Genomic DNA, 25,750 nt, shown 5'->3' with positions numbered 1-25,750 from the left:
AGGTGACGGAGTTCTCCAGGCCGGAGCCCGCCTCCGGCATGCCCGAGCCGGTGGTGGAGCCGCGCCGACGGGTCCCCGGCTGGCTGCGCGGCGTGATCTGGGCCGTGGTGGCGATCGCGGTGATGTCCACGGCGTCGTACGCGACCGGTGTCTCGGCGCTGACGTCGAGCAACACGGCGTCGACGGCGCTGCGGCTCGCGCTGCCGATCCTGCTGTGTGCGCTCGGCGGCCTGTGGTCGGAGCGCGCGGGCGTGGTCAACATCGGCCTCGAGGGCATGATGATCCTCGGGACGTTCGGCGCGGCCTGGGGCGCGTACTACGGCGGCGTGTGGGTCGGCCTGATCTCGGCCATCGCGTTCGGCGCCATCGGCGGTCTGCTGCACGCGGTCGCGACGGTGACGTTCAACGTCAACCACATCGTCTCGGGTGTGGCGATCAACTTGCTGGGGTTGGGTATCGCGAAGTATCTGGCGAACCTGATCTTCGAGCCGATCTCGGGCAACCCGCGGCAGTCGCCGCCGGTACCGAAGTTCGACACGTACTCCGCGTCGGGCCTGTCCGACTGGCTCGGCACGCTGGAGAACGAGCAGCGCGTGGGGATCTCCGACGTCGCCGGCATCCTGCGTGGCCTGATCACCGGCGTCGCGCCGCTGACGATGATCGCGATCGTCCTGGTGCCGGTCAGCTACTGGGTCCTGTGGCACACGCGGTTCGGCCTGCGGCTGCGGTCGTGCGGTGAGAACCCGGTCGCCGCGGAGTCGCTCGGTGTCAACGTGTACCGCTACAAGTACCTCGGCGTGCTGATCTCCGGCGGCTTCGCCGGCATGGGTGGCGCTTCGCTGGTGCTGCTCAAGGGCGGCGCGGACTACCTGGAGAACCAGACCAACGGCCGCGGCTACATCGGTCTGGCCGCGATGATCTTCGGCAACTGGCGGCCGGGCGGCCTGCTCGGCGGTGCGGCGCTGTTCGGGTATGCGGACGGCCTGCAGCTCGCCGGCGGTGGCACCGCGGTGCTCGCGCTGCTGTACGGCGCCGTGATCCTCGTGGCGATCATCGTGATCGTGCAGCTGTTCCGGAAGCGCTGGCTGTCGGCCGCGCTCGGTGTGATCGCCGCCGGGGCGTTGTACGCGATCTACTGGACCAACGACACGCTGCCGAGCGACCTGATCCCCTACACCGCACACTTCGTGACGCTGATCGTGCTCGCGGTGGCGTCGCAACGGCTTCGTCCACCGAAGGCCGACGGTGCGCCTTATCGGCGAGGGGAGGGCGACTGATGACCTCGTTCGATTGGGACGCCCTGCGCGCGGCGGCGGTCACCGCCGCCGCTTCGGCCTATGCCCCTTACTCCGGCCTGCACGTCGGCGTCGCGGGCATCGTTGACGACGGCCGGATGGTGACGGGCTGCAACGTCGAGAACGCTTCGTACGGCTTGGGGTTGTGCGCTGAGTGCACGATGGCGGGCCAGCTGCGGTTGTCGGGCGGCGGCCGGCTGGTGGCCGTCGCCTGCCGCAGCGGCGCGGGTGAGCTGCTCATGCCGTGCGGGCGGTGCCGGCAGATCCTGTTCGAGCTGGGCGGGTCCACCTGCCTGGTCGACACTCCGCGCGGGATCCTGCCGATGTCCGACGTCCTGCCCGACGCCTTCGGGCCCGAGGACCTCCCGTGACTTTCGCGGCGGTCGACATCATCCGGGCCAAACGTGACGGCGGCGAGCTGTCCGACGCGCAGATCGACTGGGTGGTGGACGCCTACACGCGCGGGGTTGTGGCCGAGGAGCAGATGGCCGCGCTGGCGATGGCCATCTTCCTGCGCGGGATGGCCCCTTCGGAGATCTCCCGCTGGACGGGCGCGATGATCGCGTCGGGCTCGCGGTTGTCGCTGCCGGTCGGGCGCCCGACGGTGGACAAGCACTCGACGGGCGGGGTCGGCGACAAGATCACCTTGCCGCTGGCGCCGCTCGTCGCCGCTTGCGGTGCCGCCGTGCCGCAGCTGTCCGGCCGCGGCCTCGGCCACACGGGCGGCACCCTGGACAAACTGGAGTCCATCCCGGGCTGGCGCGCGGCTCTGTCGCTGGACGAGATCACGGCGCAGTTGTCTTCGGTGGGCGCGGTCGTGTGCGCGGCCACCGAGGGCTTGGCTCCGGCGGACAAGAAGCTGTATGCGCTGAGGGATGTCACTTCGACCGTGGAGTCGATCCCGCTGATCGCCTCGTCGATCATGTCGAAGAAGATCGCCGAGGGTGCGGCCGGCTTGGTCCTGGACGTGAAGGCGGGCTCGGGCGCCTTCATGAAGACAGTGGCGGACGCCCGTTCGCTGGCTTCGACTTTGGTCTCGATCGGCGCGGCTCACAGGGTTGCGACGACGGCGCTGATCACGGACATGAACGTGCCGCTGGGCCGCGCGGTCGGCAACGCCGTGGAGGTCGCCGAAGCGGTCTCGGTCCTGCAGGGCGGCGGTCCTGCCGACGTGGTCTCCCTGACGGTCGCACTGGCCCGCGAGATGCTCGCTTTGGCCGGTTTGTCCTCGGTGGACCCCGCGGCGGTGCTGGCTTCGGGTGAGGCCTACGAAACGTGGGCGCGCATGATCACCGCTCAGGGTGGTGATCCGTCGGCCCCGCTTCCCACGCCGGCGCACGTTCACGTGGTTCCCGCCCCCGCCTCCGGCGTCCTGTCTTCCCTGGACGCCTACGCGGTCGGCGTCGCCGCCTGGCGCCTCGGCGCGGGCCGGGCCCGCAAGGAAGACCCGGTGCAGGCCGCCGCCGGCGTGCTGTGCCTGGCCAAACCCGGCGACGCGGTCTCCGCGGGCGACCCCCTGCTCGAACTGCACACCGACACACCCGACGCGGTGCCCGGCGCGCTGGCGGCGCTGGAGGGCGCGTTCTCGGTGTCGGACACGGCGCCGGCGGTGGGGCCGATCGTCCTGGAGACCATCCGATCGTGACTCGTGGCCGAGTTGTTCACACCATCTCTGAGTGGGGACAACTCGGCCCCTGTTCGCCTTGGCCGCTGATGGCACTTCACCTCATCGCCGTTGTCCGTGCGGGCGCGTGCTTCGACCACGGCCGGCTCGCCGAGCGGCGGGGAGCGGGGGTGGTGTCGTGAGCACGCCATCCCACCCGACCGGCCGCGCGCGCCAGTGGCCCGCCGACATGTTGACCGCGCTGCGACTCGGCCAGCGACTGGTCGCCGAACTGCCGGCCTCCCGACCCGGGCGGCGAGCATTCATCGACATCAGCCCGCTCATCACCGCAGCGGACACCGAAGCCCGCGGCCAAGGCTGGAAACGAGCCGACCACGCCCGCACCTTCACCGTCCAGCACTGGGACTACGCCGCTGACCGCCTCGACAGCTTCGACCACGACGTCGGAGCAATCCTGATCAAGACCGCAACCGCTGTCGGTGAGCCGGACCTGACCTCCACTCTCGAAGCCTGGCACCTGCACCCCGACCAGTTCCGCTATCCCTGGCACACCGACGATCCGCGGTAGTTGCCCAAGCCGAAGACCGCACAGCACGCCATCTCGACACCGTCGGTGGAGAGCAGGGTTTGTCCCAGCCCTGAACACAAGCGTGTCCCGCAGGAAGCCTGCGGGACACGTTCGTCAGGTGGTCCAGACGACGAAAGCCCCCGCCGAGGCGGGGGCTTTCGACAAGAGCTTCAGACCTCACTCACCGGCGGCATCTTCCGGCTCGGACCCGTTCTTCGCCTTCGGGTCCACCGCCTTCGGGGACCGGCCGTTGCGCGAGCTGCGCCGCGGCTGCCGCGGGGCAGGGGCCGGCGGGGCGATCTGCTGCACGGCCGGGCCGCCGCCCAGCATCAGTTCGGCGAAGGTGGCCATGGCCTCGTCCAGCTGGCCACCGATCCGGCGCACGGACTCGTCGTTCGAGCGGCGCACCAGGGAGTCGACGGAGTCGGTGTCGGGCTGCTTGGCCAGCGTGCCCTCGACCTTGGAGAGGCCGGACTTGATGGAGCCGTCCAGGTCGCCCAGCTGGGAGACGAAGCCGTCTTCGACCTTGTCGAGGCGGTTGCCCAGGTCGTCGAGGCGCTGGGTGACCGTGTCGAGGCGGTTGACCAGACCTTCGAGGCGCTCGGAGGCGTCGACCATCTCGCCGGTCTCGGTGATCGCCGTGCGGAGGGCGTCGGCGGTGTTGTCGAAGCGCTCGCGAGTGGCGCGGTCGAGCTCGTCGACGCGGCTGCGCAGCTCGTGGTCGGCCGTCTCGATGCGTTCGCGCAGGCTCGCGTCGGCGCTCTCGATGCGTTCGCGCAGGGTGGCCTCCGCGAGCTCGATGCGTTCGCGGACCGGGCCCTGCGTGGTCTGCGGGATCGAGTCGAGCTTCGCGTCCTGCTTGTCCAGGTGACCGCCCAGCTCGTCGAGCCGGCGGTGGATGTTCTGCAGCTTGTCCTCGAGCCCGTCCATCCGGCCGGCGACGCCCTCGAAGCGCGCGGCGACGCCGTCGAGCCGGCCGTCGAGCTGCGCGAACGGCTTGGCCAGCTTGTCGACGATGCTCTCGACCGCGTGGGTCAGCGCGGCGATCGCGTTGTCCTGGGCCTCCAGGCGCGTCATGGCCTCGTCGACGCGCTCCGCGATCACACCGACCTCGGTGCGGTCGGGCATCTCGGACAGCCGCTTGCGCACGGCGCCCAGCGAGTCGACCGGGGCGAGGCGCGCGTAGATGTCGTCCAGCGCGTCGAAGATCTGCTGCTGTTCGCTCTCGCGCACTTCAGCCGCGCGCACCAGCATGTTGCGCATCCGGTCGAAGGACGGAGCGGCAATGTGGTTGTCAGTGGTCACTGCTGTGTCCTTCGTCGGCGGGGAAATGGAAGGGACGTGGCCCGAAGCTTATCTAGTGAAAAATTGCTGTGCGTGTGGGCCCCGCTAAGACGGGATAACGGCGGCGTTACCCGGATGGCCGATTCCTTCCTTGATCGTCAAAGCTGAGGGTTGCCTCGACGCTGAGAGTTACCGCCATGTAGGGGAATGACAACGAGACTACCGTTGGTGCATGTCAGACGTAACCCCGCTCGACGCAGCGACCCTGCTCCGAGCCCCCAAGGTCCTGCTGCACGACCACCTGGACGGCGGCCTTCGCCCGGCCACCGTCGTCGAGCTCGCCGAAGCGACGGGCTACGACGCACTGCCGACCACCGACGTCGAGGCCCTCGGCCGCTGGTTCCGCGAAGCCGCCGACTCCGGCTCGCTCGTGTCCTATCTCGAGACGTTCGCCCACACCTGCGGCGTGATGCAGACCGAGGAAGCGCTGGTCAGGGTCGCGGCCGAGGCCGTGGAAGACCTCGCGGCCGACGGCGTGGTCTACGCCGAGCTGCGCTACGCCCCGGAATTGTTCGTCGAACGCGGGCTGTCACTCGATGCGGTGGTCGAAGCGGTCCAGACCGGTCTCGAGGAGGGAACACAGCGCGTGGCCGCGGCGGGCGGTGCGATCAAGGTCGGCACGTTGCTCTGCGCGATGCGCCAGCACGCGCGCGCCCTCGAGATCGCCGAACTGGCCGTGCGCCACCGCGACGCCGGCGTGGCGGGCTTCGACATCGCCGGCCCCGAGGACGGCTTTCCGCCCACCCGAAATCTCGACGCATTCGAATATCTGCGTCAGAACAACGCGCATTTCACGATTCATGCCGGCGAGGCATTCGGTTTGCCGTCCATTTGGGAGGCCATCCAGTATTGCGGCGCCGAACGGCTCGGCCACGGCGTGCGGATCGTCGAGGACATCAAGACCGATTCGGACGGAACGGTCCACCTTGGACGGTTGGCGAGCTACGTTCGGGACCGCCGCATACCCCTGGAGATCTGCCCGACGTCGAACGTGCAGACGGGCACCGTCTCGTCGTTCGCCGAGCACCCGATCGCCCAGCTCGCCCGGCTGCACTTCCGGGTCACGGTGAACACCGACAACCGGCTGATGAGCGGGTGCACGATGACCAGTGAATTCACCGCTCTGGCGACCACGTTCGGGTTCGGTCTTGATGATCTTCGCTGGTTCACGATCAATGCCATGAAATCCGCGTTCCTCGATTTCGACGCCCGGTTGTCGCTGATCAACGACGTGATCAAGCCCGGGTACGCCGCTCTGGCCTGACCCCCGACGCTCCCGGACGCGACCGCCGACAAGGCGGTTGCGTTCGTTAGCATGCCCAACTAAAGTTCAGAATGTAGGAACTAATTCTCAATATGTGAGACGGTGGGAAAGATGTCGCAGGTCGCGGCCGGGGAGTCGATACGCGAAAAGCCCAGTTCTCGACGGTGGCTCATCCTCGCGCTCGGCCTCGCCGCGCAGACCGCGAGCTGTTCCTTCCTCTACGGGCTGCCCTTCCTGGTCCCCGCCATGCGCGCCGCCGACGACCTGACGCTCGCCGAGGCCGGCACCGTCGTCGCCGCGCCGAGCATCGGCCTGCTGCTCACCCTGATCGTGTGGGGCGCGGCTGCGGACCGTTACGGAGAGCGTCTGATCATGGCTCTCGGGCTGGGCGTTTCAGGGTTACTCCTGGTGTACGCCGCGCTGTGGCATCACCCGGTCGGGCTTCTCTTCGGCGTGTTCCTTATTGCCGGAGCGTGCACGGCCTCGGTCAACGCGGCGAGCGGCCGGGTCGTGATGGGCTGGTTCTCGAAGTCCGAACGCGGCATGGCGATGGGCATCCGGCAGACGGCCCAGCCGCTGGGTGTCGGCGTGGCCGCCCTGGGGCTGCCGCCGCTGGCCGCGCGCTGGGGTTTCCAGGCCGCGATGCTGCTGCCGGCCGTGCTGTCGATCCTGGTCGCGCTGCTGGTCGCGGCGTTCGTGGCCGACCCGCCGCGGCCGCCGCGCCCCGCGCGCGGTGCCGAGAAGCCGCCGTCGCCGTACCGCAAGCCGTGGCTGTGGCGCGTGCACGGGGCGAGCGCGCTGCTGGTGGTGCCGCAGTTCACGGTGTCGGCGTTCGCGCCGGTGTACCTCGTGTCGCAGCAGCACTGGAGCCCGTCGGGTGCCGGCGTGTTCCTCGCGGTGGCCCAGGTGCTCGGCGCTGCGGGCCGGCTGGGGTCGGGCTACTGGTCCGACCGCGTCGGCAGCCGGCTGCGCCCGATGCGGCAGCTCGCGGTGGCCGGCGTGGTCGTGATGCTCCTCGTGGCCCTCGGCGACGCGACGTGGCTGTGGCTCGTGCTGCTCGCCCTGGTCCTCGCCGCGATCATCACGGTCGCCGACAACGGCCTCGGCTTCACCGCCTCCGCCGAGCTGGCCGGCGTCGCCTGGTCCGGCCGCGCGATGGCCACCCAGAACACCGCGCAGAACATCGCCGGGGCCCTCACGCCGCCGCTGCTCGGCCTCCTGATCGGGGACAGCCGGTACGCGCTGGCGTTCTGCGTGGTCGCCGTCTTCCCGGCGCTGGCGATCGCGGTGGTACCGGTTCGCGCGGAAGCCGAGGTGCACCACTGATCGGGACGCGGGTCCGAAGAGGACCGGGCGCGCGGCCCGTCCAAGAAGACCCGCGAGGGGCCGGTGCCGGGTGTCCGGGGTGGACTCGCGGATCAGCCGAGACATCGTCGGACATCAGCGGCGCCAGGTCGGGTCGGTTCGAAGTTTCGTTGGGGGCACGTCTGCCTGGTCGGGCATCATGTCGGGCATGCACGACTGGCCGGACCCCAGCTCCGGTTGGCTCCCGACTCCGGAGTTGGCCGCCGCGTGGGTAACGCTCGGCACGGTACCGTCCGAGCGCATCCCCCTTTGGGCAGCGCACTGGCTCGTTCGGGGTTACGACGGGGAGGCACTCAGGGCCTTGGCCGGTCTCAGCGGCGCGGATCCCTACGAGGTCCACGACCTGCTGCCCGCGGCGCTGGCCGACTGCCGCGCAGTCATCCCGGATTCGGAGGCCGCCGCAGCCCAGGTGGTGTTCGTCCGACTTGCGCGGATGCACGCAGACGGGCGAGCCACCGAGCGGTGGGTCCTGGACAAGGTTTGCGAGATCGTGTCCCGATCCGGTTACTCCGACAGCGTCATCGAGCTTCCGCTCGGCCAGGTATTCGGGCTGGACGACGAGTGGGACGCGGGCTGGGGTCGGCCGGAGGATCAACTCGTACCCGAGATCCAGGCCGCCTGCAGCGCTCAACTCGCTGCGGGCGAAGGATAGGCCGCATCAACGACGAAAGGCCACCCACCGGGAATCCCGGCAGATGGCCTTCCGTCAGCCCAAGAGGTTCAGACCACCGTCAGGCGGTTCTCGAACGACTCCACCAGCTTGCGCCATGCGCTCTGTTCGGTGTCGAACGGCGCGCTCGGCTCGAGGCGGGTCGGGTCGGGGCGCAGCACGAACGAGACGAGCCAGCCGAGGCTTTCGTTCTGCGACAGGGCCGTCTCGACGGAGTCGTCCTCGGCCCAGTCGGCGGCGTCGGTGATGAGCTCGACCGCCAGTTCCAGCTGGTTGGGGTCGATGGACTCGACGCCCGCGGCGATGTCGTCGTCGAGGCCGGTGAGCACGTAGGTGTTTTCGGCGTCGACCTCGACCTCGAGCTCGCCGGCCTTGGCCTTTTCGAGCACGTCGTCCCAAGTGGACACGTCGGCGAGGTCGGTGTCGGCCACGTCCTTGCCGTCCTTGAGGGCGGCGAGCAGGGCCTTCTCGGAGGAGAAGACGTCGATCTCGCCTTCGCTGCCGAGGAAGATCGGCTTGTCGTCGAGGTAGCAGCGCAGCGTGTAGTACTCGGCGCCGGCCGTGACGATCTTGATCGGGTCGATGCCGACCTCACCCCAGAAACCGACCGGTTCGTCGTCCTCCTCCTCGTCGGACTCGGGCGCGTCGACGGCTTCGAGGTCCTCCGGCTGCGCGGCCTCGGCCTCGGCCGACTCCTCGTGGAACGCCGCCAGCTCCTCGGCGGTCTGCTCCAGCACGGCGGCGTCGACCTCGGGCACGGTCACGAGGTTGTCGATCGCGTCGAGCACGATGTCCCACTTCTCGGACACGGCCTTCGACAGGTCGTTCCACAGGGCCTCGCCCTCGCGGCCGGTGAACGGCAGCCGGCCCTGCTCCAGGAGCGAGAAGCCCTCGTAGGCGTCGAGGACCTCGTGCACCTCCTCGAGCTCGCAGACGTCGGCGAGCGAACGGACGATGCCGACGATCTCCGCGAGCTCCGAAATCGTCCACGAGTCGGGCTCCTCGGCGACCAGCTCGGGCACGCCGACGAGGTCGTAGGAGTGGTCGTCGTCCGGGATCAGCTCGGGCACGTTCAGCGCCGGCACCGCGTCCCACGCCGGGTGGTCGAGCAGGTCGTGCTGGTCGGACGTGCGCACGAAAGCGGCCAGGTGAGCGGCGTCGGGGAAGGCGTACAGGTCGTCCTCGTCGCCGAGGAACGCTTCCCACTCCTCGCCGTCCTCCCGCCACCGCGGAGCCCACAGGGTGACGACGTCGCCCTGCGGCAGCCCGAGCTCGATCGGGATGATGTCCTGTGCCATTCTGCGAACCCTCCGGAGTACCGCCCGTGTACGCGCGCCCGCCCGAAAGTATCCCCCGGTCGGTGCGCGGTACCGCGAAGCCTACGGGTTGGGGCAAGCAGCCGCGATCGCCCCTGGGGAACTGACGGCCCGGGGATGGCACGATGGGCAGCGCGATGACACTCACAGACCTCCTGCCAGCGGATCCCGACGCCGACTCCCTGTTCGAAGCCTTCTCCACGTGGACGGCCGAGCGGGGCATCCAGCTGTACCCGGCCCAGGAGGAGGCGCTGATCGAGGTCGTCTCGGGCGCCAACGTGATCCTCTCGACGCCCACCGGCTCCGGGAAGAGCCTCGTGGCCGTCGGCGCCCACTTCACGGCGCTCGCCCACGGCCGCCGCAGCTACTACACCGCTCCGATCAAGGCCCTGGTCTCGGAGAAGTTCTTCCAGCTCATCGAGATCTTCGGCGCCGACAAGGTCGGCATGATGACCGGCGACTCCAGCGTGAACGCCGACGCGCCGATCATCTGCTGCACCGCCGAAATCTTGGCGAACATCGCGTTGCGCTTCGGTGCCGACGCACCCGTGGGCCAGGTGATCGCCGACGAGTTCCACTTCTACTCCGAGCCCGACCGCGGCTGGGCGTGGCAGGTCCCGATCATCGAGCTGACGGGTGCGCAGTTCGTGCTCATGTCGGCCACGCTGGGCGACGTCACGTTCTTCCAGAAGGACCTCACCCGGCGCACGGGCCGCTCGACGGCCGTCGTGACGTCGGCGCAGCGACCGGTTCCGCTGACCTTCCGCTACGCGCTCACGCCGATCCACGAGACCATGTCCGAGCTGCTCCACGGCGGCCAGGCACCCGTGTACGTCGTGCACTTTTCCCAGGCCGCGGCCATCGAGCGGGCGCAGACGTTGATGAGCATCAACGTGACGACGAAGGCCGAAAAGGACGCGATCGCCGACCTGATCGGCGACTTCCGCTTCTCCGCCGGCTTCGGCAAGACGCTGTCGCGGCTCGTGCGCCACGGCATCGGCGTGCACCACGCCGGCATGCTGCCGAAATACCGGCGCCTGGTCGAGACGCTCGCGCAGTCCGGGCTGCTCAAGGTGATCTGCGGGACGGACACGCTCGGCGTCGGCATCAACGTGCCCATCCGCACGGTCGTGTTCTCCGCCCTGACCAAGTACGACGGCGTGCGCCAGCGCCACCTCAAGGCGCGCGAGTTCCACCAGATCGCCGGCCGTGCGGGCCGCGCCGGGTACGACACCGACGGGTATGTGGTCGTCCAGGCGCCCGACCACGTCGTGGAGAACGCCAAGGCGCTGGAGAAGGCGGGCGACGACCCCAAGAAGAGGAAGAAAATCGTCCGGAAGAAGGCGCCGGAGGGGTTCGTCAACTGGACGGAGAGCACCTTCGACCGCCTGATCGCGGCCGACCCCGAGCCGCTGACCTCGAGCTTCCAGGTCAGCCACTCGATGCTGCTGAACGTGATCTCCCGGCCGGGCAACGCGTTCGATCACATGCGCCACCTGCTGGAGGACAACCACTCCGACCGACCGGCGCAGCGCAAGCTGATCCTGCGCGCGATCGCCATCTACCGGGCGTTGCTCGCCGCGGGTGTCGTGGAGCGGCTGTCCACTCCGGACGCCGACGGCCGGATCGTGCGCCTGACCGTCGACCTGCAGTTCGACTTCGCGCTGAACCAGCCGTTGTCGCCGTTCGCGTTGGCGGCGGTGGAGCTGCTGGATGTGGAATCGCCTTCGTACGCGCTTGACGTCGTGACCATTGTGGAATCCACTGTGGACGATCCGCGGCCGGTGCTGTCGCAGCAGCAGTTCAAGGCCCGCGGCGAGGCCGTGCAGGCGATGAAGGCCGAGGGCATCGAGTACGACGAGCGCATGGAGCTGCTCGAGGCGGTGACGTACCCGAAGCCGTTGGAGGAGCTATTGTCCGCTGCGTACGCCAGCTACCGCCAGGGCCACCCGTGGGTCGCGGACTACGAGCTGTCCCCGAAGTCCGTGGTGCGCGACATGTACGAGCGCGCGATGAACTTCGTGGAGTACATCGGCTTCTACCAGCTGGCGCGCTCCGAGGGCCTGGTGCTGCGCTACCTGGCGGACACCTACGACGCGTTGCGCCACACCGTCCCGGACGAGGCGAAGACCGAGGCGCTGCAGGACCTCATCGAGTGGCTGGGCGAGCTCGTTCGCCAGGTCGACTCCAGCCTGCTGGACGAGTGGGAGGCCCTGCGGCACCCGTCTTCCGCCGACGGCCCGGTTTCCCAGCGTCCGCCTTCCGAACCGCCCGCGGTCACGCGTAACGAGCGTGCCTTCCGCGTCCTGGTGCGCAACGAGCTCTTCCGCCGCGTCGAGCTCGCCGCCCGCCGCAACTACTACGCCCTGGGCGAGCTCGACGCCGCGGCCGGCTGGGACGCCGACGCCTGGGAAGACGCGATCGAGGACTACTTCGACGAGCACGATTCCCTGGGCATCGGGCCGGACGCCCGCGGGCCCGCGTTGCTGCTCATCGAGCAGGAACCCGACGTGTGGCGCGTCCGCCAGATCTTCGACGACCCCGCGGGCGACCACGACTGGGGCATCAGCGCGGAGGTCGACCTGCGGGCTTCGGACGAGGTCGGCTCGGCGGTCGTGCGCATCGTGGACGTCAACCAGCTCTGACCACGCGCGTCCGTTTGAGTGAGGTTTGTCTGAGTGGCCGTGGGGTCCTCCGGCTCGCCCTAGCGTTGGGCGGGCCGAGAAGGAGGAGGGAACCATGGTGGAGGACAAGAACAACAGCGGTGGCGACGTCGAGGCGAAGCCGGCCGGCGGCGGGGACGTGGAAGCGAAGCCGGCGAGCGGCGGCGACGTCGAGGCCAAGCCCGCGAGCGGTGGGGACGTCGAGTGACGACCGGCGGCAGCGTCAGGCCACGGCCAGGCGCTGCCGCCGCCCGCTGAGCAGGACGATCAGCATCACCAGCGACAGCGCGGGCAACGGGTAGCCCAGCACCAGGCCCACGGTGGTGTCGAGAACCGGCGCGACGATCGCCGCCACGAACACCCACGTGGGCGCCGCCGCAGGCTTGGCGGCGGGGGACCACGGCGTGCGGGACCACGGCTTCGCCACGGAGATCCACGCCTGCACGGCCAGCCCGCCCGCCATGAGCCCCGCGCCGGCGGCCTGTTGCCACGTCGGGGTGGCCGTCGCGGCGGCGTTCTCCAGAGCGGGCGACAGCAGGAAGATCCCGGCGTAGAGCTGCACCAGCGTGAGCCCGAACTTCACCAGCACCCACCAGTGCCGGAAGAATCCCCAGGCCGTCGCGCCGGCCAGCACCAGCCCGGTGAACGCGGCGGCGTTCGCCATGGGCGCCAGCAACGCCGTGTCCAGGTGCCGCGCCATGTTCATCGCGGCGGCGCGCGTGGCCCGGTCGCCTTGGAGCGCCACGAGCGTCAGCGTCATGAGCCCGAACGCCTGGCTCATCCACGCGATCGACGACACCGCGTGCAGCCACACCACCGCCTGTCGCCACCGCGGCGAAACCCTGGTCACGGCAGTAACCATCGCCTGGGCACCACCGTGGGCACATCCGGTGAACACCCTGAGATCACCCCGAGACGAACGCCGCCCGCGTGTCGAAGCCGGCGCGCCACAGGCCGATCGCGAACGCGGCGGTCGCCTCCAGCAAGGCGGCGCGGTCGAGGCCGCCGGCGGGCAGGGGAGTGCAGCCGACGTCCCGGACGAGCTCCGACACCACGTCGACCGCCGCTGGAGCGCCGCACAACGGCACCGCGAGCGGCCGCCCCTCGAACAGCGGCGGCGTCATCCGCCAAGTTTCCACGGGTGCGAGGTTGAACGCCTTCACCACCAAAGCACCCGGCGCAGCCGCGGCGAGTCGGGTGGCGACAGGCGTTCCCGGAGGAAGGGAATCGCTGTCGCCCGGTGTGTTCGTGCAGTCGATCAGCACTTTCCCGGCCAGCGGCAAACCCGTCACCACCGAAAGCGCCGAAACCGGCAGCCCCAGCAACACCACGTCGGCCCACTCGGCGGCCGAAGCCCAGGGCAGAGCCGAGGCGCCCAGCTCCCGAGCCAGAGCGGTAGCACGGCCGGGGTCCCGTCCCGAGACAGCCAGTGAGTGCCGAGACCAGTGCGCGCCCAGGGCCTGCGCCATTCCGCCCGTGCCGAACAATGCGATCCGCATGCCGAGTCCTTTCGTAACCTGGCACCCACGCTACGAACCCCGGCAGGAATCGAAAGGTAACCGGACATGGACTTCCTCGCGGACTGCCGCACGCGCCTCGCGTTCGACCTCGTCTCGAACACGTGGAACCCGGTGGTGCTGTGGGCCCTGCGCCACGGCCCGCGCCGCCACGGTGAGCTGCGCACGCGCATCGGCGGGATCAGCGCGAAGGTGCTGACGGAGGCCGTCCGCCGCCTCGAGCGCGACGGGCTCGTCAGCCGCGTCGACGGTCGCTACGCCCTCACCGCGCTGGGCGAAAGCTTCCTCGGGCCGATCGAGGCGTTCGGCCGATGGGCTGACGAGCACGGGGATGAAGTGGTCAACGCTCAGAACGCCTGAAGACTTCGTCACAAACCCTGCCCCAGCCGGACAAACCCGGGTTACCGTCCCCGGGACGAAACCCGAGGAGGCGAGCCGTGGTCGATTGGGCCGGATTTGTCCCCGCCGCGGTCCTGGTGTCGCTCATCCCGGGCGCCAACCAGCTGCTCGGCCTGCGCAACGCCGCCCGCTACGGCGTCGGCTACGCCATGGCCGGTATCGGCGGCCGGTTCGTGGCGTTCGTGGTCCTGATCGGCCTCGTCGCGGCCGGGCTGGGGACGCTGCTGGCCGCGTCCGCCGAGCTGCTCACGATCCTCAAGTGGATCGGCGTCGCCTACCTGCTGTGGCTCGGCATCAGCAGCATCCTCAAGGCCCGCCGCGAGATGAGCCAGACGCAGGATCCGCCCAAGAGCAGGAACCTGCGAGCCGTGGTGGTCAACGAGTTCGCCGTCGCCATCAGCAACCCCAAGGCGCTGCTGCTCTTCGCCGCCCTCCTGCCGCAGTTCACCACGACCGGCAGCCCGACAGCGCTCGCCGAGCTGGGTGCCGCCTACCTCGGGGTGGAGCTCGTCGTGGGCCTCGCCTACGTGCTGGTCGGCCGCGCCATCGGCGTCGCCGGCGTCAAGGCCAGGACCCAGCGCAAGGTCGACGCCGGCTCCGGCATCTGCTTCGTCATCCTGGCCGGGGTGCTCGCTGTCGACAGTTCACTCTGACAGCGGCCGTTTCTCCGCCAGTTCCAGCAACGGCACCGCAGCCGCCGGTTCGGTAGTCAGTGGGCGCCACGGTGTTGCTGCCTCGGTTGACCGCGGCGGCCGCGCCCGAGGACTTCGCAGACCCGGGCGGCGGCTACCTCGGCATCGCGGCGGTGGTCATGCGATACGGCAACTTCACTCTGACAGCGGCCGTTTCTCCGCCAGTTCCAGCAACGGCACCGCAGCCGCCGCGTCTGTGATGAGCGTCGAGACCATGCCGGACCTCAGCACGGCGTCCACGGCGGCCGCCTTCGGTTCGCTGTAGCCGATCGCGATCACCTCAGGCACCGCAAGCAGCTCTTCCGTGCTGATCGCCAGGACGTGGTGCGCCAGACCGGTCGACAAAGCGTTGCCCGAGGCGTCGAACAGCCGGGCCGCGACCTCGGCCGTCGCGCCGCGGGCGGCGATGGCGGCGCGCTCGGCTTCGTCCAGGGCGTCGTAGACGGTGGACTCGCCGGGTTGCCAGGCGCCGATGCTCACGACGGCTTTGGTCAGTTTGCCGAACTGCCCGAAAGTCTCCGCGATGCCGGGCTGGTGGCGCAGGATCTCGGTCGTCCGGCGGTCGGGGAGGACGAGCGGGCCGAAGATCGGGTACGCGTCGCCGCCGGAGACCGAGGTCACGCGGCTCACGGTCTCGACGGAGCGCCCGCGCATGTCCATGCCGGCCTGCACGCCGCACAACTGCACGATCGGGCAGCGCGGAAGTGTTCTGATGGCCTCGGTCATCGCGTTGACCGACCGCGCCCACGACAGCCCGATGACGTCCGTCGGGCAAGCGATCTCCTCGAGGAGGTGCGCGGCGAGCGTCCCGACCTTCTTGCGCACGACCTCGCGCGGCTCCTTCGCCACCGCTCGTTCGAGCACCAAAGCTCGGCGAAGCCCGTACGCACGCCTGACCTCGTCGGACAGCTCCACGTCGAGCGGCGCGGGCAGGTCGAACTCCACCCTGACCAGGCCCGTCTCGCGGGCGGTGTCGAGCAGGCGCGCGACCTTGAACCGGCTCACGCCGAACTCCTCGGCGATCTCCAGCTTCGAGCGGCCCTGCACGTAGAAGCGGCGGGCCATGGTGGCCAGCTCCAAGCTCTCGGTCAGCAGAGGCCGGGCCTTCTTCCTGCTCATATGAGCACTATATCGCAGAATCCCGCGGAAAAGGTTGACGAAACCCCGAGAAAACACCTGTAATGCTTCCACTCATTAGCTGCGCCAAACGTTAATACCGCTCAGATGAGCGCCCAGGAAGGGGATGAGGCATGCGTGCCGCGATCGTGGACCGGCCCGGGGAAATCCGGGTCGGCGACGTTCCCGATCCGAAGCCCGGAGAGCGCCAGGTCGTCGTGAAGGTCGGCGCCTGCGGGATCTGCGGGACCGACCTGCACATCGCCGACGGGCACTTCCCGCCGACGCCGTACCCCATCGTTCCCGGCCACGAGTTCGCCGGCGAGATCGTCGAGCTCGGCGCCGACGTGCCGGGCGAGTGGAAGATCGGCGACCGCGTGGCCGTCGACCCGTCGCTGTACTGCGGCTACTGCACGCCGTGCCGCTCCGGCCACGGCAACCTCTGCGCCAACTGGAACGCCACCGGCGACACCGTCAACGGCGCGTTCGCCGACTACGTCGCCGTGCCGGCCGACACCTGCCACAAGATGCCCGACTCGATGACGTGGGAGCAGGGTGCGCTCGTCGAACCCGTCTCCTGCGCGGTGCACGGCGTGCGCCGCATCGGCGTCGAGGCCGGCGAACGCTTCCTCGTGGTCGGGGCCGGCACGATGGGCCTGATCATGCAGCAGCTCATGCAGCGCGCGGGTGCCGAAGTCACGGTCGTCGACCGCAACGCGAGCCGCCTGCCGCGCGCCACCGACCTCGGCGCGACCGCCGTGGCCGAGGACGTGTCCGCTTTGGACGGTGAGCTCTATGACGCCGCCGTCGACTGCACCGGCGCCGCGCCCGCCATCGAGTCGGCCTTCGACGCGCTGCGCCGCGGCGGCCGCCTGCTCGTGTTCGGCGTCGCTCCCGCCGAGGCCCGCGTCGCGCTCTCGCCGTTCCGCATCTACAACGACGAGATCACCATCGTCGGCTCCATGGCCGTGCTCAACAGCTACGCGAGCGCGCTGGACCTCGTCAGCAAGGGCTTCATCGACACCGAAGCACTGATCACCGACACTCTCCCGCTGGAGCAGTACCCCGACGCGCTGGCCAAGATGCGCGGCGGCTCCGGCCTCAAGATCCAGGTGCTCCCCGGAGGCGGCCGTGCGTAAGCTCCTGTGCCTCCTTGCCGCAACAGCGTTGTTCGTCACGGGATGCGCCGGAGCCGGGTCGTTCGGCAACGGTGGGCGGACGCTCGTCATCGCGATCGTCTCCAACCCCCAGATGAAGGACGCCATCTCGCTCTCGAGTGAGTTCGAGAAGGCGAACCCGGGCGTGCACCTCAAGTTCGTCTCCCTGCCGGAGAACGAGGCGCGCGCGAAGATCACCGCGTCCACCGCCACGCAGGGCGGCGAGTTCGACGTGGTGATGATCAGCAACTACGAGGCCCCGCAGTGGGCGGCCAACGGCTGGCTCGAGAACCTCGAACCGCACATGAAGGCCACCCCCGGCTACGACGAGAACGACTTCATCCCCAGCATCCGGCAGTCGCTGTCGTACCAGAACCAGATGTACGCGGTGCCGTTCTACGGGGAATCGTCCTTTGTGGTCTACCGCAAGGACCTGTTCGCCAAGGCGGGGATCACCATGCCGGCGCACCCCACGTGGCAGCAGATCGCGGACTACGCGGCGAAGCTCGACGACAAGAACGCCGGCATCGCGGGCATCTGCCTGCGCGGCAAGCCGGGCTGGGGCGAGAGCCTCGCGCCGTTCACCACCGTAGCCAACACCTTCGGTGCGCAGTGGTTCGACAAGGACTGGAACGCCAAGCTCACCAGCCCGGAGTTCACGCAGGCCGCCAACTTCTACGTGAACCTCGTGCGCGACCACGGTGAGGTCGGCGCCTCCAGCGCCGGGTTCTCCGAGTGCGGCACGCGCTACGCCCAGGGCCAGGCCGCCATGTGGTACGACGCCACGTCGATGACCGGCACCACCGAAGACCCCAGCAGCAGCAAGGTCGTCGGCAAGAACGGCTACGCGCCGGCCCCGGTCGAGAAGACCCAGGCCAGCGGCTGGCTCTACACCTGGGCGCTCGGCATCCCGAACGTCGCCAAGGACAAGGACGACGCCTGGAAGTTCATGGCGTGGATGACCGACAAGGCGTACGCGAAGAAGGTCGGCGAGACCTACGGCTGGAACCGAGTGCCGCCGGGCACCCGCCAGTCGACGTACGAGATCCCGCAGTACCGCGACGCGGCCAAGGCGTACGCCCAGCCGACGCTCGACGGGATCGCCGACGCCAACCAGCAGAAGGCCATGGTGAGCCCGGTGCCGTACCCGGGGATCCAGTTCGTCGGGATCCCGGAGTTCCAGGACCTCGGCACGCGCGTCAGCCAGCAGTTGTCCGCGGCGATCGCGGGCCAGACGTCCGTCGCCGATGCTCTGGCGCAGTCGCAGAAGTACGCCGCCACGGTCGGTAAGTCGTACCAGGAGGTGCAGGGATGAGTACCATCTCGGTCCCCGCCGGCACGGCGCCGGCTACCACTCGCCCGGCGACCACGAAGAAGAAGGCCACCGGCACGGCCGGGAAGCGGCGTCTGCCGCTGCTGCCCGCGTTGATCTTCGTGATCGCGGTGACGCAGATTCCCTTCCTGCTGACCATCTACTACTCGTTCCAGTCCTGGAACCTGGTGCGGCCGGGCTCGTTCCACTTCGTCGGCTTGCAGAACTACGCCGACGTCTTCACCGACACCACGTTCCTCGGCGCGCTGCTCAACACCGTGGTGCTCACCGTGGTGTGCGTGTTCGTGTCGCTGCTGCTCGGGCTGGGCCTGGCGATCCTGCTGGACCGCAAGTTCGTCGGCCGCGGTTTCGTGCGGACGCTGCTGATCACGCCGTTCCTCATCCTGCCGGCGGCCGGCGCGCTGCTGTGGAAGACCACGATGTTCGACCCGACGTACGGCCTGCTGCACTTCGTGTTCGGCACCGACGTCGACTGGCTTTCGCAGTTCCCGCTCGCCGCGGTGATGGCGCAGATCATCTGGCAGTGGACGCCGTTCATGATGCTGCTGACGCTCGCCGGCCTGCAGAGCCAGCCGAAGGACGTGCTCGAGGCCGCGTCGGTCGACGGCGCGGGCCGCTGGCGCACGTTCGTGTCGATCACGCTGCCGCACCTGTCACGGTTCCTGCAGCTCGCGACGCTACTGGGCGCGATCTACATCGTGAACAGCTTCGACGCGATCTTCCTCATGACGCAGGGCGGTCCGGGCACGGCCAGCACCAACCTGCCGTTCTACATCTACCAGCGCGCGTTCGAGGGCTTCGACATCGGCCAGTCGTCGGCGATGGGCGTGGTGGTCGTGATCATCACGATGATCGTCGCGACGTTCGCCCTGCGCCTGATGTTCCGCGCGTTCTCCGTGGACGGAGGGACGAAATGACCACGGCTGTTTCCGGGGTTTCCGGGCGCAAGCGCCGCTACGGGGCGGGTTCGCTCACCGTCGCCACGTGGATCGTCGCGATCCTCTTCGTGTTCCCGCTGCTGTGGATGATCCTCACGGCGTTCAAGCAGGAGTCCGACGCCTACACCGACCCGCCGAAGCTCTTCTTCAGCCCGACGTTCGACCAGATCTCCGGCGTCCTGAAGGGCGGTTTCCTGCCGTACCTTGCGAACTCGGCGTTCGTGACCGTGGTGTCCACGCTGCTGGTGCTGCTGCTCGGCATCCCGGCGGCGTACGCGCTTTCGCTGGCGCCGGTGAAGAAGACGAAGAACGCGTTGAGCTTCTTCCTGTCCACCAAGATGCTGCCGATCGTCGCGGCCATCATCCCGCTGTACGTGATCTCCCAGAACACCAACCTGCTCGACACGGTGTGGGCGCTGATCATCCTGTACACGTCGATGAACCTGCCGCTCGCGATCTGGATGATGCGCTCGTTCTTCCTCGAGGTCCCCGGCGAGATGATCGAGGCGGCCCACATCGACGGCGCCACCCTCCCCACGCTGCTGCGCAAGATCATCATGCCCGTCGTCGCCCCCGGCGTCGCCGCGACGGCGCTGATCTGCGTGATCTTCTCGTGGACGGAGTTCTTCTACGCGGTGAACCTGACGGCTGCCCGCGCCGGCACGGTGCCGGTGTTCCTGGTCGGGTTCATCACGAGTGAAGGGCTGTACTGGGCACAGCTGTCCGCGGCGGCGTTGCTGGCTTCGCTACCGGTGATGATCGTGGGGTGGTTCGCGCAGAACCACCTGGTGCGCGGGTTGTCGATGGGAGCGGTGAAGTAGGTTTGTTTTCGAAGGGTGGGCGTTCCGTTGTGGACGCCCACCCTTTCAGTGTGGCTGGAAGAACTCCAGCATTCTCCTGGCGGGGTTCGGCGACTCCAGCAACTCCTGTATGTCCGCCGGACAGGCGAGCGGCGGCGCTGTTCCGTTCGGACATCTCATGTTCGTAATCCTTGACGGCGGCGGGAAAGTCGTCCGGCCGCGTGGTCAGCGTGAGAGCGAGCCGGGCACCGTCGACCAGCGCCATGTTGGCGCCCTGGCCCGCCGGCGGCATGAGATGCGCGGCGTCGCCGAGCAGCGTGACGTCCGGCCTCGACATCCAGGCTAGGCCGAAGAGGAGTGTGGTGATCGACCGGAGCAGGACCGTGTCGTCGCAGGCCTCGATGAGCACGCGCGCCGGCCAGCCGGCGAACTTCTCGACCAGCCACGCCTTGGCGGCGGCCGGGGTCAACGCTCCCGAGAGGACCGATTCCACCATCGCGCGAAGTGAGCCGGTGTCGCGGTCGCCGGTGCGGTCGGCGAGGAGCAGGTGGCCGGCGCCCACCACTGTGGGCGCGAGGACGGTCACGTCGGCGGTTGCGGTGAGGCGGCCGAGGGGTTGTTCGACTGTCAGGTAGCGGATGAGCATCACTGCGATATCCGACGCCAAGGGGACGCCGCTGCCGGGGCGGGCGGTGCGGAGGCGGGTGCGGAGTTCGTCGCGGAAGGTGATGAGGGCGACGATGGAGACGGCGACCGAGGTGAAGGCGTCGTGCAGGGCGGAGCAGACGTTGTCGACGACCGAGCTGGTGCCGGCGGTGGAGACCAGGGTGTCGGGACTCGACGGCAGCGATGCGGTCCTGCACCCGCTCGGTCAGGAAGCCGTCGAAGTCCGTGAAGTGCTTGTGCAGCACGCCTTTCGCGCAGCTGGGTTGTGCGGTGCTCTGGCGTTTCGGCTGGAGTTGTCCACAGGGCCGTCGAGTTGTGCACTGCTTGGCGCACTTCGGTCTTGGGCCCGGGTTTCGTCGGGGGTGGCCAGTAGACTGGACATGGGCGCGCCCCCCTAGGGAGGGCGGGGGTCTGTCTGACGGGAGTGGGCGTGATGGGGGCACTTGAGCCGCATGAGTTGAGGAAGACCGCCGAGTCGTTCGGGGTCGATGCCGGGCGCTATGACCGGGCGCGGCCGAGGTATCCCGAAGCGTTGATCGCCGAGGTGACGAAAGGCGGCAAAGAGGTCCTCGACGTCGGTACCGGCACGGGCATCGTCGCGCGGCAACTCGAAGGCAGGGGCTGCCACGTGCTCGGCGTGGAGCCCGACGAGCGCATGGCCGACTTCGCCCGAAGCACCGGGATCGACGTGGAGGTAGCCACCTTCGAAGACTGGGACCCGAAAGGCCGCACCTTCGACACCCTCACCGCCGGCCAAGCCTGGCACTGGGTCGATCCCCAGCGGGGCTCCGAGAAAGCCGCCCAGGTCCTCAAGCCCCAAGGCACCTTCGCCGTCTTCTGGCACCTGTTCCTACCGCCGGACGACATCGCTCAAGCCTTCGGCGAGGCGTTCCGCAAGGTGGCGCCGAACTTCCCCATCAAGGTCGACAGAACACCGAACAAAGAAGCCTACAAACCCATCATCGACAAAACCGAAGAGGCGCTGCTCAGAACCGGCTTCCACAGCCCGCAACGGCACTTCTACGAATGGCAACACCACTACACGCGCGACGAGTACCTCGACCTGCTCCCCACCCAGGGCGGCCTCACCCGCCTCCCCCAGCACCAGCAGGACGAAGTGCTGACCGCCGTGGGCGCCGCCATCGACGCCCGCGGCGGTCAGTTCGCCTGTGACTACACCACGGTGCTGTTCACCGCGGCGAAGTAGTTCACTCCTGCAGCGAAAGGGCCTGGCTCGGGCAGACGTTGACGGCCTCGCGGGCCTTGTCGACGAGCTCACCCTCGGGCGTCTCGTTGAGCACGATCACCGTGCCGTCGTCCTCGCTCTGGTCGAACAGGGCGGGCTCGGTGAGCACGCACTGACCGGCGCCGACGCACTTGCCGGTGTCCGCGATGATCTTCATGGTTCCCTCTTCCTTGCTCGTGGTGGGAGCGTTGTGATGTTTACCAGCTCACGGGCAGCCGGCGCAGCCCGTAGACCGAGGCCTTCTCCTTGCCGGCCAGGTCGTCCACGGAAACGGCCAGCCGCAGCGTGGGAATGCGCCGGAACAGCGTTTCGAACACGATCTGCAGCTCGGCGCGCGCGAGGTTCTGGCCCAGGCACTGGTGTGGCCCGAACCCGAACGCCACGTGGTGCCGGGCGCCGCGCGTGAGGTCCAGCTCCGAAGGCGAAGAAAACGCCGCCGGGTCCCAGTTCGCTGCATAAAGCGACGGCAGCACCCCGTCACCGGCCTTGACCGTGACCCCCGCGACCTCGACGTCCTCCACCGCGATGCGCAACGGCACCGTGTCCGTGATCGAGAAGTACCGCAGCAGCTCCTCGACGGCGTCGGGCACGGCGGAGGGCGGCAGGGCGGCCGGCGGGTTCTGCAACAACCCGACGACCCCGAGCGAGATCATGTTCGCCGTGGTCTCGTGACCGGCCGCGAGCAGCAGGAACGCGAGCCCCACCAGGTAGGTGTGGTCGTGGGTGCCGGTTGAGATCCGGCGGCTGAGCAGGTCGTCGCCGGGCTCGGTTTCCTTGACCTTGACCAGCTCACCGAGGTAGCCGTAAAGCCGATCGAACGCGGCCGCCGAGACCTCGGCCGGCGTCTCGCGCGCGAACAGCGTCGCGGTGCTCTCCTGGAAGAAGCCGTGGTCCGCGTACGGCACGCCGAGCAGCTCGCAGATCATCAGCGACGGCACCGGCAGCGCCAGCTTCTCCACCAGGTCCACGGGCCCGCCGGCCGCGAGGATGTCGTCGACCAGGCCGTCGACGATCTCCTGGATCCGCGGCCGCAACGCGGCGACCCGCCGAAGCGTGAACTCCCCGAGCACGGCGCCGCGGGCGGCCTGGTGCTCCGCCGCGTCCATCCCGAGCATCGTGCGCATGGACTCCCCGGTCTGACCGGCCGACAGGCTCGGGAAGCCCGGTTTCGCGCGATCCGAGGAGAACCGCGGATCGCTCAGCACCGTGCGCACGTCGGAGTAGCGGGTCACGAACCACGCGGACCGGCCGCTCGGGGTGCGGACCCGGGCGACCGGTTCGTGCTCGCGCAAGCGCGGGTGCAGCTCCGGTGGCGCGAACGGGCACGTCCGCGCCACCGGCAGCTCCGGGGTGGTCATCTACCAGGTCACCGGCAGCCGGTAGAGCCCGTAGATCGACGCGTCTTCCTTGAATGGCAGGTCGTCCACGTCGACGGCCAGCCGCAGCGAAGGAATGCGCCGGAACAGGGTGTCGAACACGATCTGCAGCTCGGCGCGCGCGAGGTTCTGGCCCAGGCACTGGTGCGGCCCGAACCCGAACGCGACGTGGTGGCGCGCGCCGCGCGTGAGGTCGAGCTTGTCGGGCTCGTCGAACACGGCCGGGTCCCAGTTGGCGGTGTACCCGAGCGCGAGCACGCCTTCGCCCGACCGGATGGTGACGCCGTCGAGCTCCACGTCCTCCACCGCGACGCGCGCGGTGGCCGTGTCGACGATCGTGAAGTAGCGCAGCAGCTCCTCCACCGCGTCGAGCGTCTTGCCCGGGTCGGCCTTGATCGTCTCCAGCTGCGAAGGGTTCTGCAGCAGGCCGACGGTGCCGAGCGAGATCATGTTCGCCGTGGTCTCGTGGCCCGCGACGAGCAGCAGGAACGCCAAGCCCAGCACCGCGCCGTGCTCGTAGGTGCCTTCCTCGCGCAGCTTCACGATCTGCCGGCCGAGCAGGTCGTCGCCCGGGTCGGCTTCCTTCTGCGTGATCAGCTGGTCGAGGTAACCGCGCACGCGCTCGAACGCCGCGCGCCGCTCCTCGAAGCTCACCGTGCGCTTGAGGATCTTCGCCGTGTTCTCCTGGAAGAAGTCGTGCTCGGAGTACGGCACGCCCAGCAGCTCGCAGATCACGAGCGACGGGACCGGCAGCGACAGTTTCTCGACCAGGTCCACGGGCTCCTCGGACGCGAGGATGTCGTCGATCAGCCCGTCGACGATCTCCTGGATCCGCGGACGCATCGCGTTGACGCGCTTCACCGTGAACTCGCCCAGCACCGACTTGCGCGCGGGGCCGTGCTCCGGCGCGTCCATCGTGATCATCGTGCGCTCGGCGTTGGTCTGGCGGAAGACGTTGCCGCCCTTGACCAGGATGGGGAAGTTCGGGTTGAAGCGGTCGGAGGAGAAGCGTCGGTCGTTGAGCACCGTCCGCACGTCCTCGTGCCGCGAGACCACCCAGGCTTCCTTGCCGTCGGGGATCTTCACGCGCGTGATCGGCTGTTCCTCGCGGATCTGCGTGTACTCGGCGGGTGGTGCGAACGGGCACTTTCGCGCCACCGGAAGTTCGAGTTCCTCGGCCGTGGTCATCGCTCCTCCTTCACCGGGTCACGGGCAGTTCGTAGAGGCCGTAGATGAGCGCGTCGTCCTTGAACGGCAGGTCGTCGACGTCCTGGGCGAGCTTCAACGTCGGGATGCGCCGGAACAGCGTGTCGAAGACGATCTGCAGTTCCGTGCGCGCGAGGTTCTGGCCCAGGCACTGGTGCGGCCCGAACCCGAACGCCACGTGGTGGCGCGCTCCGCGCTCGATGTCGAACGCCGACGAGTCCTCGAACACCTCGGGGTCCCAGTTCGCCGCGTACGTCATCACCACCACGCCGTCGCCGGCGGGGATGGTGACGCCGCCGATCTCGACGTCCTCCTTCGCCATGCGCGTGGTGTTGTCCACGATGGAGAAGTAGCGCAGCAGCTCCTCGACGGCGGTCAGCGTCTTGGCCGGATCGGCCTTGATCAGCGCCAGCTGCTCCGGGTTCCGCAGGAACGCGACGGTGCCGAGCGAGATCATGTTCGCCGTGGTCTCGTGTCCGGCCGCGAGCAGCAGGAACGCGAGGCTGACGAGCTTCGCCCGGTCGTAGGTGCCGTCTTCACGCCGCTTCGCGATCTGCCGGCTGATGAGGTCGTCACCAGGATCGGCTTCCTTCTTCGCGATGAGCTCGCCCATGTACGCCTGCACGCGCTCGAACGCGGCACGCCGGTCTTCCGCGCTGGTCGCGCGGTTGATCAGCTGTTTGGTGTTCTCCTGGAAGAAGTCGTGGTCGGAGTAGGGGACACCGAGCATTTCGCAGATCACGAGCGAGGGGACCGGCAGCGCGAGCTTTTCCACCAGGTCGACGGGTCCCTCGGCCTTCAGGATGTCGTCGATCAGGCCGTCGACGATCTCCTGGATCCGCGGCTTCAGCTCCGCGACGCGCTTGACGGTGAACTCCCCGAGCACCGCCTTGCGTTCCGGGCCGTGCTGCGGCGCGTCCATCGCCAGCATCGTGCGCTCGGCCTCGGTGCGGCGGATGACGTTGCCGCCCGGGACGAGCGTCGGGAAGTCGGGGTGAAGGCGGTCGGCGGAGAACCGCGGGTCGTTGAGCACGGCCCGCACGTCCTCGTGCCGCGAGACTGTCCAAGCTTGTTTGCCGTCCGGGATCTTCACCCGGTGCACGGGTGCCTCTTCGCGCGTGGCCGTGTACTCCTCCGGCGGCGCGAACGGGCACTTCCGGGCGACCGGGAGTTCCTCCATCGTGCTCATGCTTCC

Annotated in this window: 25 protein-coding genes; 16 read left to right on the top strand and 9 right to left on the bottom strand. The window is 68.9% G+C overall.

Annotated features, from left to right (window positions below; genetic code table 11):
- Positions 1-38: 38 nt before the first annotated feature.
- From AB0K15_RS22560 to AB0K15_RS22545, 4 genes are all read left to right on the top strand, one after another.
- Positions 39-1,277, top strand: a complete 1,239-nt coding sequence (locus AB0K15_RS22560) for an ABC transporter permease (protein ID WP_364053868.1) — start codon at positions 39-41, stop codon at positions 1,275-1,277.
- Positions 1,277-1,666, top strand: coding sequence for a cytidine deaminase (locus AB0K15_RS22555; protein ID WP_364053563.1), 390 nt, complete (start codon positions 1,277-1,279; stop codon positions 1,664-1,666). The genes AB0K15_RS22560 and AB0K15_RS22555 overlap by 1 nt, the downstream gene beginning before the upstream one ends.
- Positions 1,663-2,940, top strand: a complete 1,278-nt coding sequence (locus tag AB0K15_RS22550) for a thymidine phosphorylase (protein WP_364053560.1) — start codon at positions 1,663-1,665, stop codon at positions 2,938-2,940. The genes AB0K15_RS22555 and AB0K15_RS22550 overlap by 4 nt, the downstream gene beginning before the upstream one ends.
- Positions 2,941-3,097: 157 nt before the next feature.
- Positions 3,098-3,487 (top strand): hypothetical protein, encoded by a 390-nt coding sequence (locus AB0K15_RS22545; protein ID WP_364053557.1) that lies wholly within the window; start codon positions 3,098-3,100, stop codon positions 3,485-3,487.
- 177 nt (positions 3,488-3,664) lie between these two features.
- Here the strand turns inward: AB0K15_RS22545 and AB0K15_RS22540 are convergent, their stop codons facing one another.
- On the bottom strand, positions 3,665-4,792 hold the full coding sequence (locus AB0K15_RS22540) for a PA containing protein (protein WP_364053554.1): 1,128 nt from the start codon (positions 4,790-4,792) through the stop codon (positions 3,665-3,667).
- A gap of 211 nt (positions 4,793-5,003) precedes the next feature.
- Between AB0K15_RS22540 and AB0K15_RS22535 the strand changes: the two genes are divergently transcribed.
- The 3 genes from AB0K15_RS22535 to AB0K15_RS22525 all read left to right on the top strand — a co-directional run bounded on the left by AB0K15_RS22535 (position 5,004) and on the right by AB0K15_RS22525 (position 8,112).
- Positions 5,004-6,095 carry an adenosine deaminase gene (locus AB0K15_RS22535; RefSeq protein ID WP_364053551.1) on the top strand — a complete coding sequence of 364 codons (1,092 nt, stop codon included), beginning with the start codon at positions 5,004-5,006 and terminating at the stop codon, positions 6,093-6,095.
- 111 nt (positions 6,096-6,206) lie between these two features.
- The gene (locus AB0K15_RS22530) at positions 6,207-7,421 is read left to right on the top strand and encodes an MFS transporter (RefSeq protein WP_364053548.1); all 1,215 of its coding nucleotides are present in this window, start codon (positions 6,207-6,209) and stop codon (positions 7,419-7,421) included.
- A 187-nt stretch (positions 7,422-7,608) separates the two neighbouring features.
- Positions 7,609-8,112 carry a hypothetical protein gene (locus AB0K15_RS22525; RefSeq protein WP_364053545.1) on the top strand — a complete coding sequence of 168 codons (504 nt, stop codon included), beginning with the start codon at positions 7,609-7,611 and terminating at the stop codon, positions 8,110-8,112.
- Positions 8,113-8,180: 68 nt separating this feature from the next.
- Here AB0K15_RS22525 and AB0K15_RS22520 read toward each other — a convergent pair whose 3' ends face one another.
- Positions 8,181-9,428 (bottom strand): primosomal protein, encoded by a 1,248-nt coding sequence (locus AB0K15_RS22520; RefSeq protein ID WP_364053542.1) that lies wholly within the window; start codon positions 9,426-9,428, stop codon positions 8,181-8,183.
- Positions 9,429-9,583: 155 nt separating this feature from the next.
- On the opposite strand from AB0K15_RS22520, the gene AB0K15_RS22515 reads away from it, so the two are divergent.
- Complete coding sequence (locus AB0K15_RS22515; protein ID WP_364053539.1) at positions 9,584-12,091, top strand: DUF3516 domain-containing protein; 2,508 nt, start codon at positions 9,584-9,586, stop codon at positions 12,089-12,091.
- A gap of 94 nt (positions 12,092-12,185) precedes the next feature.
- Complete coding sequence (locus AB0K15_RS22510) at positions 12,186-12,317, top strand: hypothetical protein (protein ID WP_364053536.1); 132 nt, start codon at positions 12,186-12,188, stop codon at positions 12,315-12,317.
- A 15-nt stretch (positions 12,318-12,332) separates the two neighbouring features.
- Here AB0K15_RS22510 and AB0K15_RS22505 read toward each other — a convergent pair whose 3' ends face one another.
- On the bottom strand, positions 12,333-12,959 hold the full coding sequence (locus AB0K15_RS22505) for a hypothetical protein (protein WP_364053533.1): 627 nt from the start codon (positions 12,957-12,959) through the stop codon (positions 12,333-12,335).
- Positions 12,960-13,014: 55 nt separating this feature from the next.
- Positions 13,015-13,608 carry an NAD(P)-binding domain-containing protein gene (locus AB0K15_RS22500; RefSeq protein WP_364053530.1) on the bottom strand — a complete coding sequence of 198 codons (594 nt, stop codon included), beginning with the start codon at positions 13,606-13,608 and terminating at the stop codon, positions 13,015-13,017.
- A gap of 66 nt (positions 13,609-13,674) precedes the next feature.
- On the opposite strand from AB0K15_RS22500, the gene AB0K15_RS22495 reads away from it, so the two are divergent.
- Positions 13,675-13,986: a helix-turn-helix domain-containing protein gene (locus AB0K15_RS22495; RefSeq protein ID WP_364053527.1), complete on the top strand. Its 312-nt coding sequence runs from the start codon at positions 13,675-13,677 to the stop codon at positions 13,984-13,986.
- Between the two features lie 77 nt (positions 13,987-14,063).
- Positions 14,064-14,678 carry a LysE family translocator gene (locus tag AB0K15_RS22490; protein WP_364053524.1) on the top strand — a complete coding sequence of 205 codons (615 nt, stop codon included), beginning with the start codon at positions 14,064-14,066 and terminating at the stop codon, positions 14,676-14,678.
- 174 nt (positions 14,679-14,852) lie between these two features.
- Here AB0K15_RS22490 and AB0K15_RS22485 read toward each other — a convergent pair whose 3' ends face one another.
- On the bottom strand, positions 14,853-15,836 hold the full coding sequence (locus tag AB0K15_RS22485) for a sugar-binding domain-containing protein (protein ID WP_364053521.1): 984 nt from the start codon (positions 15,834-15,836) through the stop codon (positions 14,853-14,855).
- A 131-nt stretch (positions 15,837-15,967) separates the two neighbouring features.
- On the opposite strand from AB0K15_RS22485, the gene AB0K15_RS22480 reads away from it, so the two are divergent.
- The 5 genes from AB0K15_RS22480 (at position 15,968) to AB0K15_RS22460 (ending at position 21,934) form a co-directional block, all read left to right on the top strand.
- Positions 15,968-16,972 carry a zinc-dependent alcohol dehydrogenase family protein gene (locus tag AB0K15_RS22480; RefSeq protein WP_364053518.1) on the top strand — a complete coding sequence of 335 codons (1,005 nt, stop codon included), beginning with the start codon at positions 15,968-15,970 and terminating at the stop codon, positions 16,970-16,972.
- Entirely contained in the window at positions 16,965-18,305 is a 1,341-nt protein-coding gene (locus AB0K15_RS22475; protein ID WP_364053515.1) for a sugar ABC transporter substrate-binding protein, read from the top strand. Before AB0K15_RS22480 ends, AB0K15_RS22475 begins: the two co-directional genes overlap by 8 nt.
- Positions 18,302-19,240: a sugar ABC transporter permease gene (locus AB0K15_RS22470; protein ID WP_364053513.1), complete on the top strand. Its 939-nt coding sequence runs from the start codon at positions 18,302-18,304 to the stop codon at positions 19,238-19,240. The genes AB0K15_RS22475 and AB0K15_RS22470 overlap by 4 nt, the downstream gene beginning before the upstream one ends.
- Entirely contained in the window at positions 19,237-20,082 is an 846-nt protein-coding gene (locus AB0K15_RS22465) for a carbohydrate ABC transporter permease (protein ID WP_364053511.1), read from the top strand. The genes AB0K15_RS22470 and AB0K15_RS22465 overlap by 4 nt, the downstream gene beginning before the upstream one ends.
- Positions 20,083-21,160: 1,078 nt before the next feature.
- The gene (locus AB0K15_RS22460) at positions 21,161-21,934 is read left to right on the top strand and encodes a class I SAM-dependent methyltransferase (RefSeq protein WP_364053865.1); all 774 of its coding nucleotides are present in this window, start codon (positions 21,161-21,163) and stop codon (positions 21,932-21,934) included.
- Between the two features lies 1 nt (position 21,935).
- Here AB0K15_RS22460 and AB0K15_RS22455 read toward each other — a convergent pair whose 3' ends face one another.
- From AB0K15_RS22455 to AB0K15_RS22440, 4 genes are read right to left on the bottom strand one after another with little or no spacing between them, the layout of a single operon-like run.
- Positions 21,936-22,130 (bottom strand): ferredoxin, encoded by a 195-nt coding sequence (locus tag AB0K15_RS22455; protein ID WP_204091560.1) that lies wholly within the window; start codon positions 22,128-22,130, stop codon positions 21,936-21,938.
- 40 nt (positions 22,131-22,170) lie between these two features.
- Positions 22,171-23,331, bottom strand: coding sequence for a cytochrome P450 (locus AB0K15_RS22450; RefSeq protein WP_364053509.1), 1,161 nt, complete (start codon positions 23,329-23,331; stop codon positions 22,171-22,173).
- Entirely contained in the window at positions 23,332-24,537 is a 1,206-nt protein-coding gene (locus tag AB0K15_RS22445) for a cytochrome P450 (RefSeq protein ID WP_364053507.1), read from the bottom strand.
- Between the two features lie 10 nt (positions 24,538-24,547).
- Positions 24,548-25,744, bottom strand: coding sequence for a cytochrome P450 (locus AB0K15_RS22440; protein WP_364053504.1), 1,197 nt, complete (start codon positions 25,742-25,744; stop codon positions 24,548-24,550).
- Between the last annotated feature and the right edge of the window lie 6 nt (positions 25,745-25,750).

The sequence above is a fragment of the Amycolatopsis sp. NPDC049253 genome (genome assembly GCF_040678995.1).
In the GTDB taxonomy this organism is placed as follows: Bacteria; Actinomycetota; Actinomycetes; order Mycobacteriales; family Pseudonocardiaceae; genus Amycolatopsis.
This window is presented reverse-complemented; position numbering and strand designations above follow the sequence as displayed.

Excerpts from the sequence above, each read along its gene's own strand:
- AB0K15_RS22560 (WP_364053868.1), top strand. The coding sequence starts at position 39 with ATGCCCGAGCCGGTGGTGGAGCCGCGCCGACGGGTCCCCGGCTGGCTG.
- AB0K15_RS22555 (WP_364053563.1), top strand. The coding sequence starts at position 1,277 with ATGACCTCGTTCGATTGGGACGCCCTGCGCGCGGCGGCGGTCACCGCC.
- AB0K15_RS22535 (WP_364053551.1), top strand. The coding sequence starts at position 5,004 with ATGTCAGACGTAACCCCGCTCGACGCAGCGACCCTGCTCCGAGCCCCC.
- AB0K15_RS22530 (WP_364053548.1), top strand. The coding sequence starts at position 6,207 with ATGTCGCAGGTCGCGGCCGGGGAGTCGATACGCGAAAAGCCCAGTTCT.
- AB0K15_RS22525 (WP_364053545.1), top strand. The coding sequence starts at position 7,609 with ATGCACGACTGGCCGGACCCCAGCTCCGGTTGGCTCCCGACTCCGGAG.
- AB0K15_RS22520 (WP_364053542.1), bottom strand. The coding sequence starts at position 9,428 with ATGGCACAGGACATCATCCCGATCGAGCTCGGGCTGCCGCAGGGCGAC.
- AB0K15_RS22515 (WP_364053539.1), top strand. The coding sequence starts at position 9,584 with ATGACACTCACAGACCTCCTGCCAGCGGATCCCGACGCCGACTCCCTG.
- AB0K15_RS22510 (WP_364053536.1), top strand. The coding sequence starts at position 12,186 with ATGGTGGAGGACAAGAACAACAGCGGTGGCGACGTCGAGGCGAAGCCG.
- AB0K15_RS22500 (WP_364053530.1), bottom strand. The coding sequence starts at position 13,608 with ATGCGGATCGCATTGTTCGGCACGGGCGGAATGGCGCAGGCCCTGGGC.
- AB0K15_RS22495 (WP_364053527.1), top strand. The coding sequence starts at position 13,675 with ATGGACTTCCTCGCGGACTGCCGCACGCGCCTCGCGTTCGACCTCGTC.
- AB0K15_RS22485 (WP_364053521.1), bottom strand. The coding sequence starts at position 15,836 with ATGAGCAGGAAGAAGGCCCGGCCTCTGCTGACCGAGAGCTTGGAGCTG.
- AB0K15_RS22480 (WP_364053518.1), top strand. The coding sequence starts at position 15,968 with ATGCGTGCCGCGATCGTGGACCGGCCCGGGGAAATCCGGGTCGGCGAC.
- AB0K15_RS22470 (WP_364053513.1), top strand. The coding sequence starts at position 18,302 with ATGAGTACCATCTCGGTCCCCGCCGGCACGGCGCCGGCTACCACTCGC.
- AB0K15_RS22465 (WP_364053511.1), top strand. The coding sequence starts at position 19,237 with ATGACCACGGCTGTTTCCGGGGTTTCCGGGCGCAAGCGCCGCTACGGG.
- AB0K15_RS22460 (WP_364053865.1), top strand. The coding sequence starts at position 21,161 with ATGGGGGCACTTGAGCCGCATGAGTTGAGGAAGACCGCCGAGTCGTTC.
- AB0K15_RS22455 (WP_204091560.1), bottom strand. The coding sequence starts at position 22,130 with ATGAAGATCATCGCGGACACCGGCAAGTGCGTCGGCGCCGGTCAGTGC.
- AB0K15_RS22450 (WP_364053509.1), bottom strand. The coding sequence starts at position 23,331 with ATGACCACCCCGGAGCTGCCGGTGGCGCGGACGTGCCCGTTCGCGCCA.
- AB0K15_RS22445 (WP_364053507.1), bottom strand. The coding sequence starts at position 24,537 with ATGACCACGGCCGAGGAACTCGAACTTCCGGTGGCGCGAAAGTGCCCG.
- AB0K15_RS22440 (WP_364053504.1), bottom strand. The coding sequence starts at position 25,744 with ATGAGCACGATGGAGGAACTCCCGGTCGCCCGGAAGTGCCCGTTCGCG.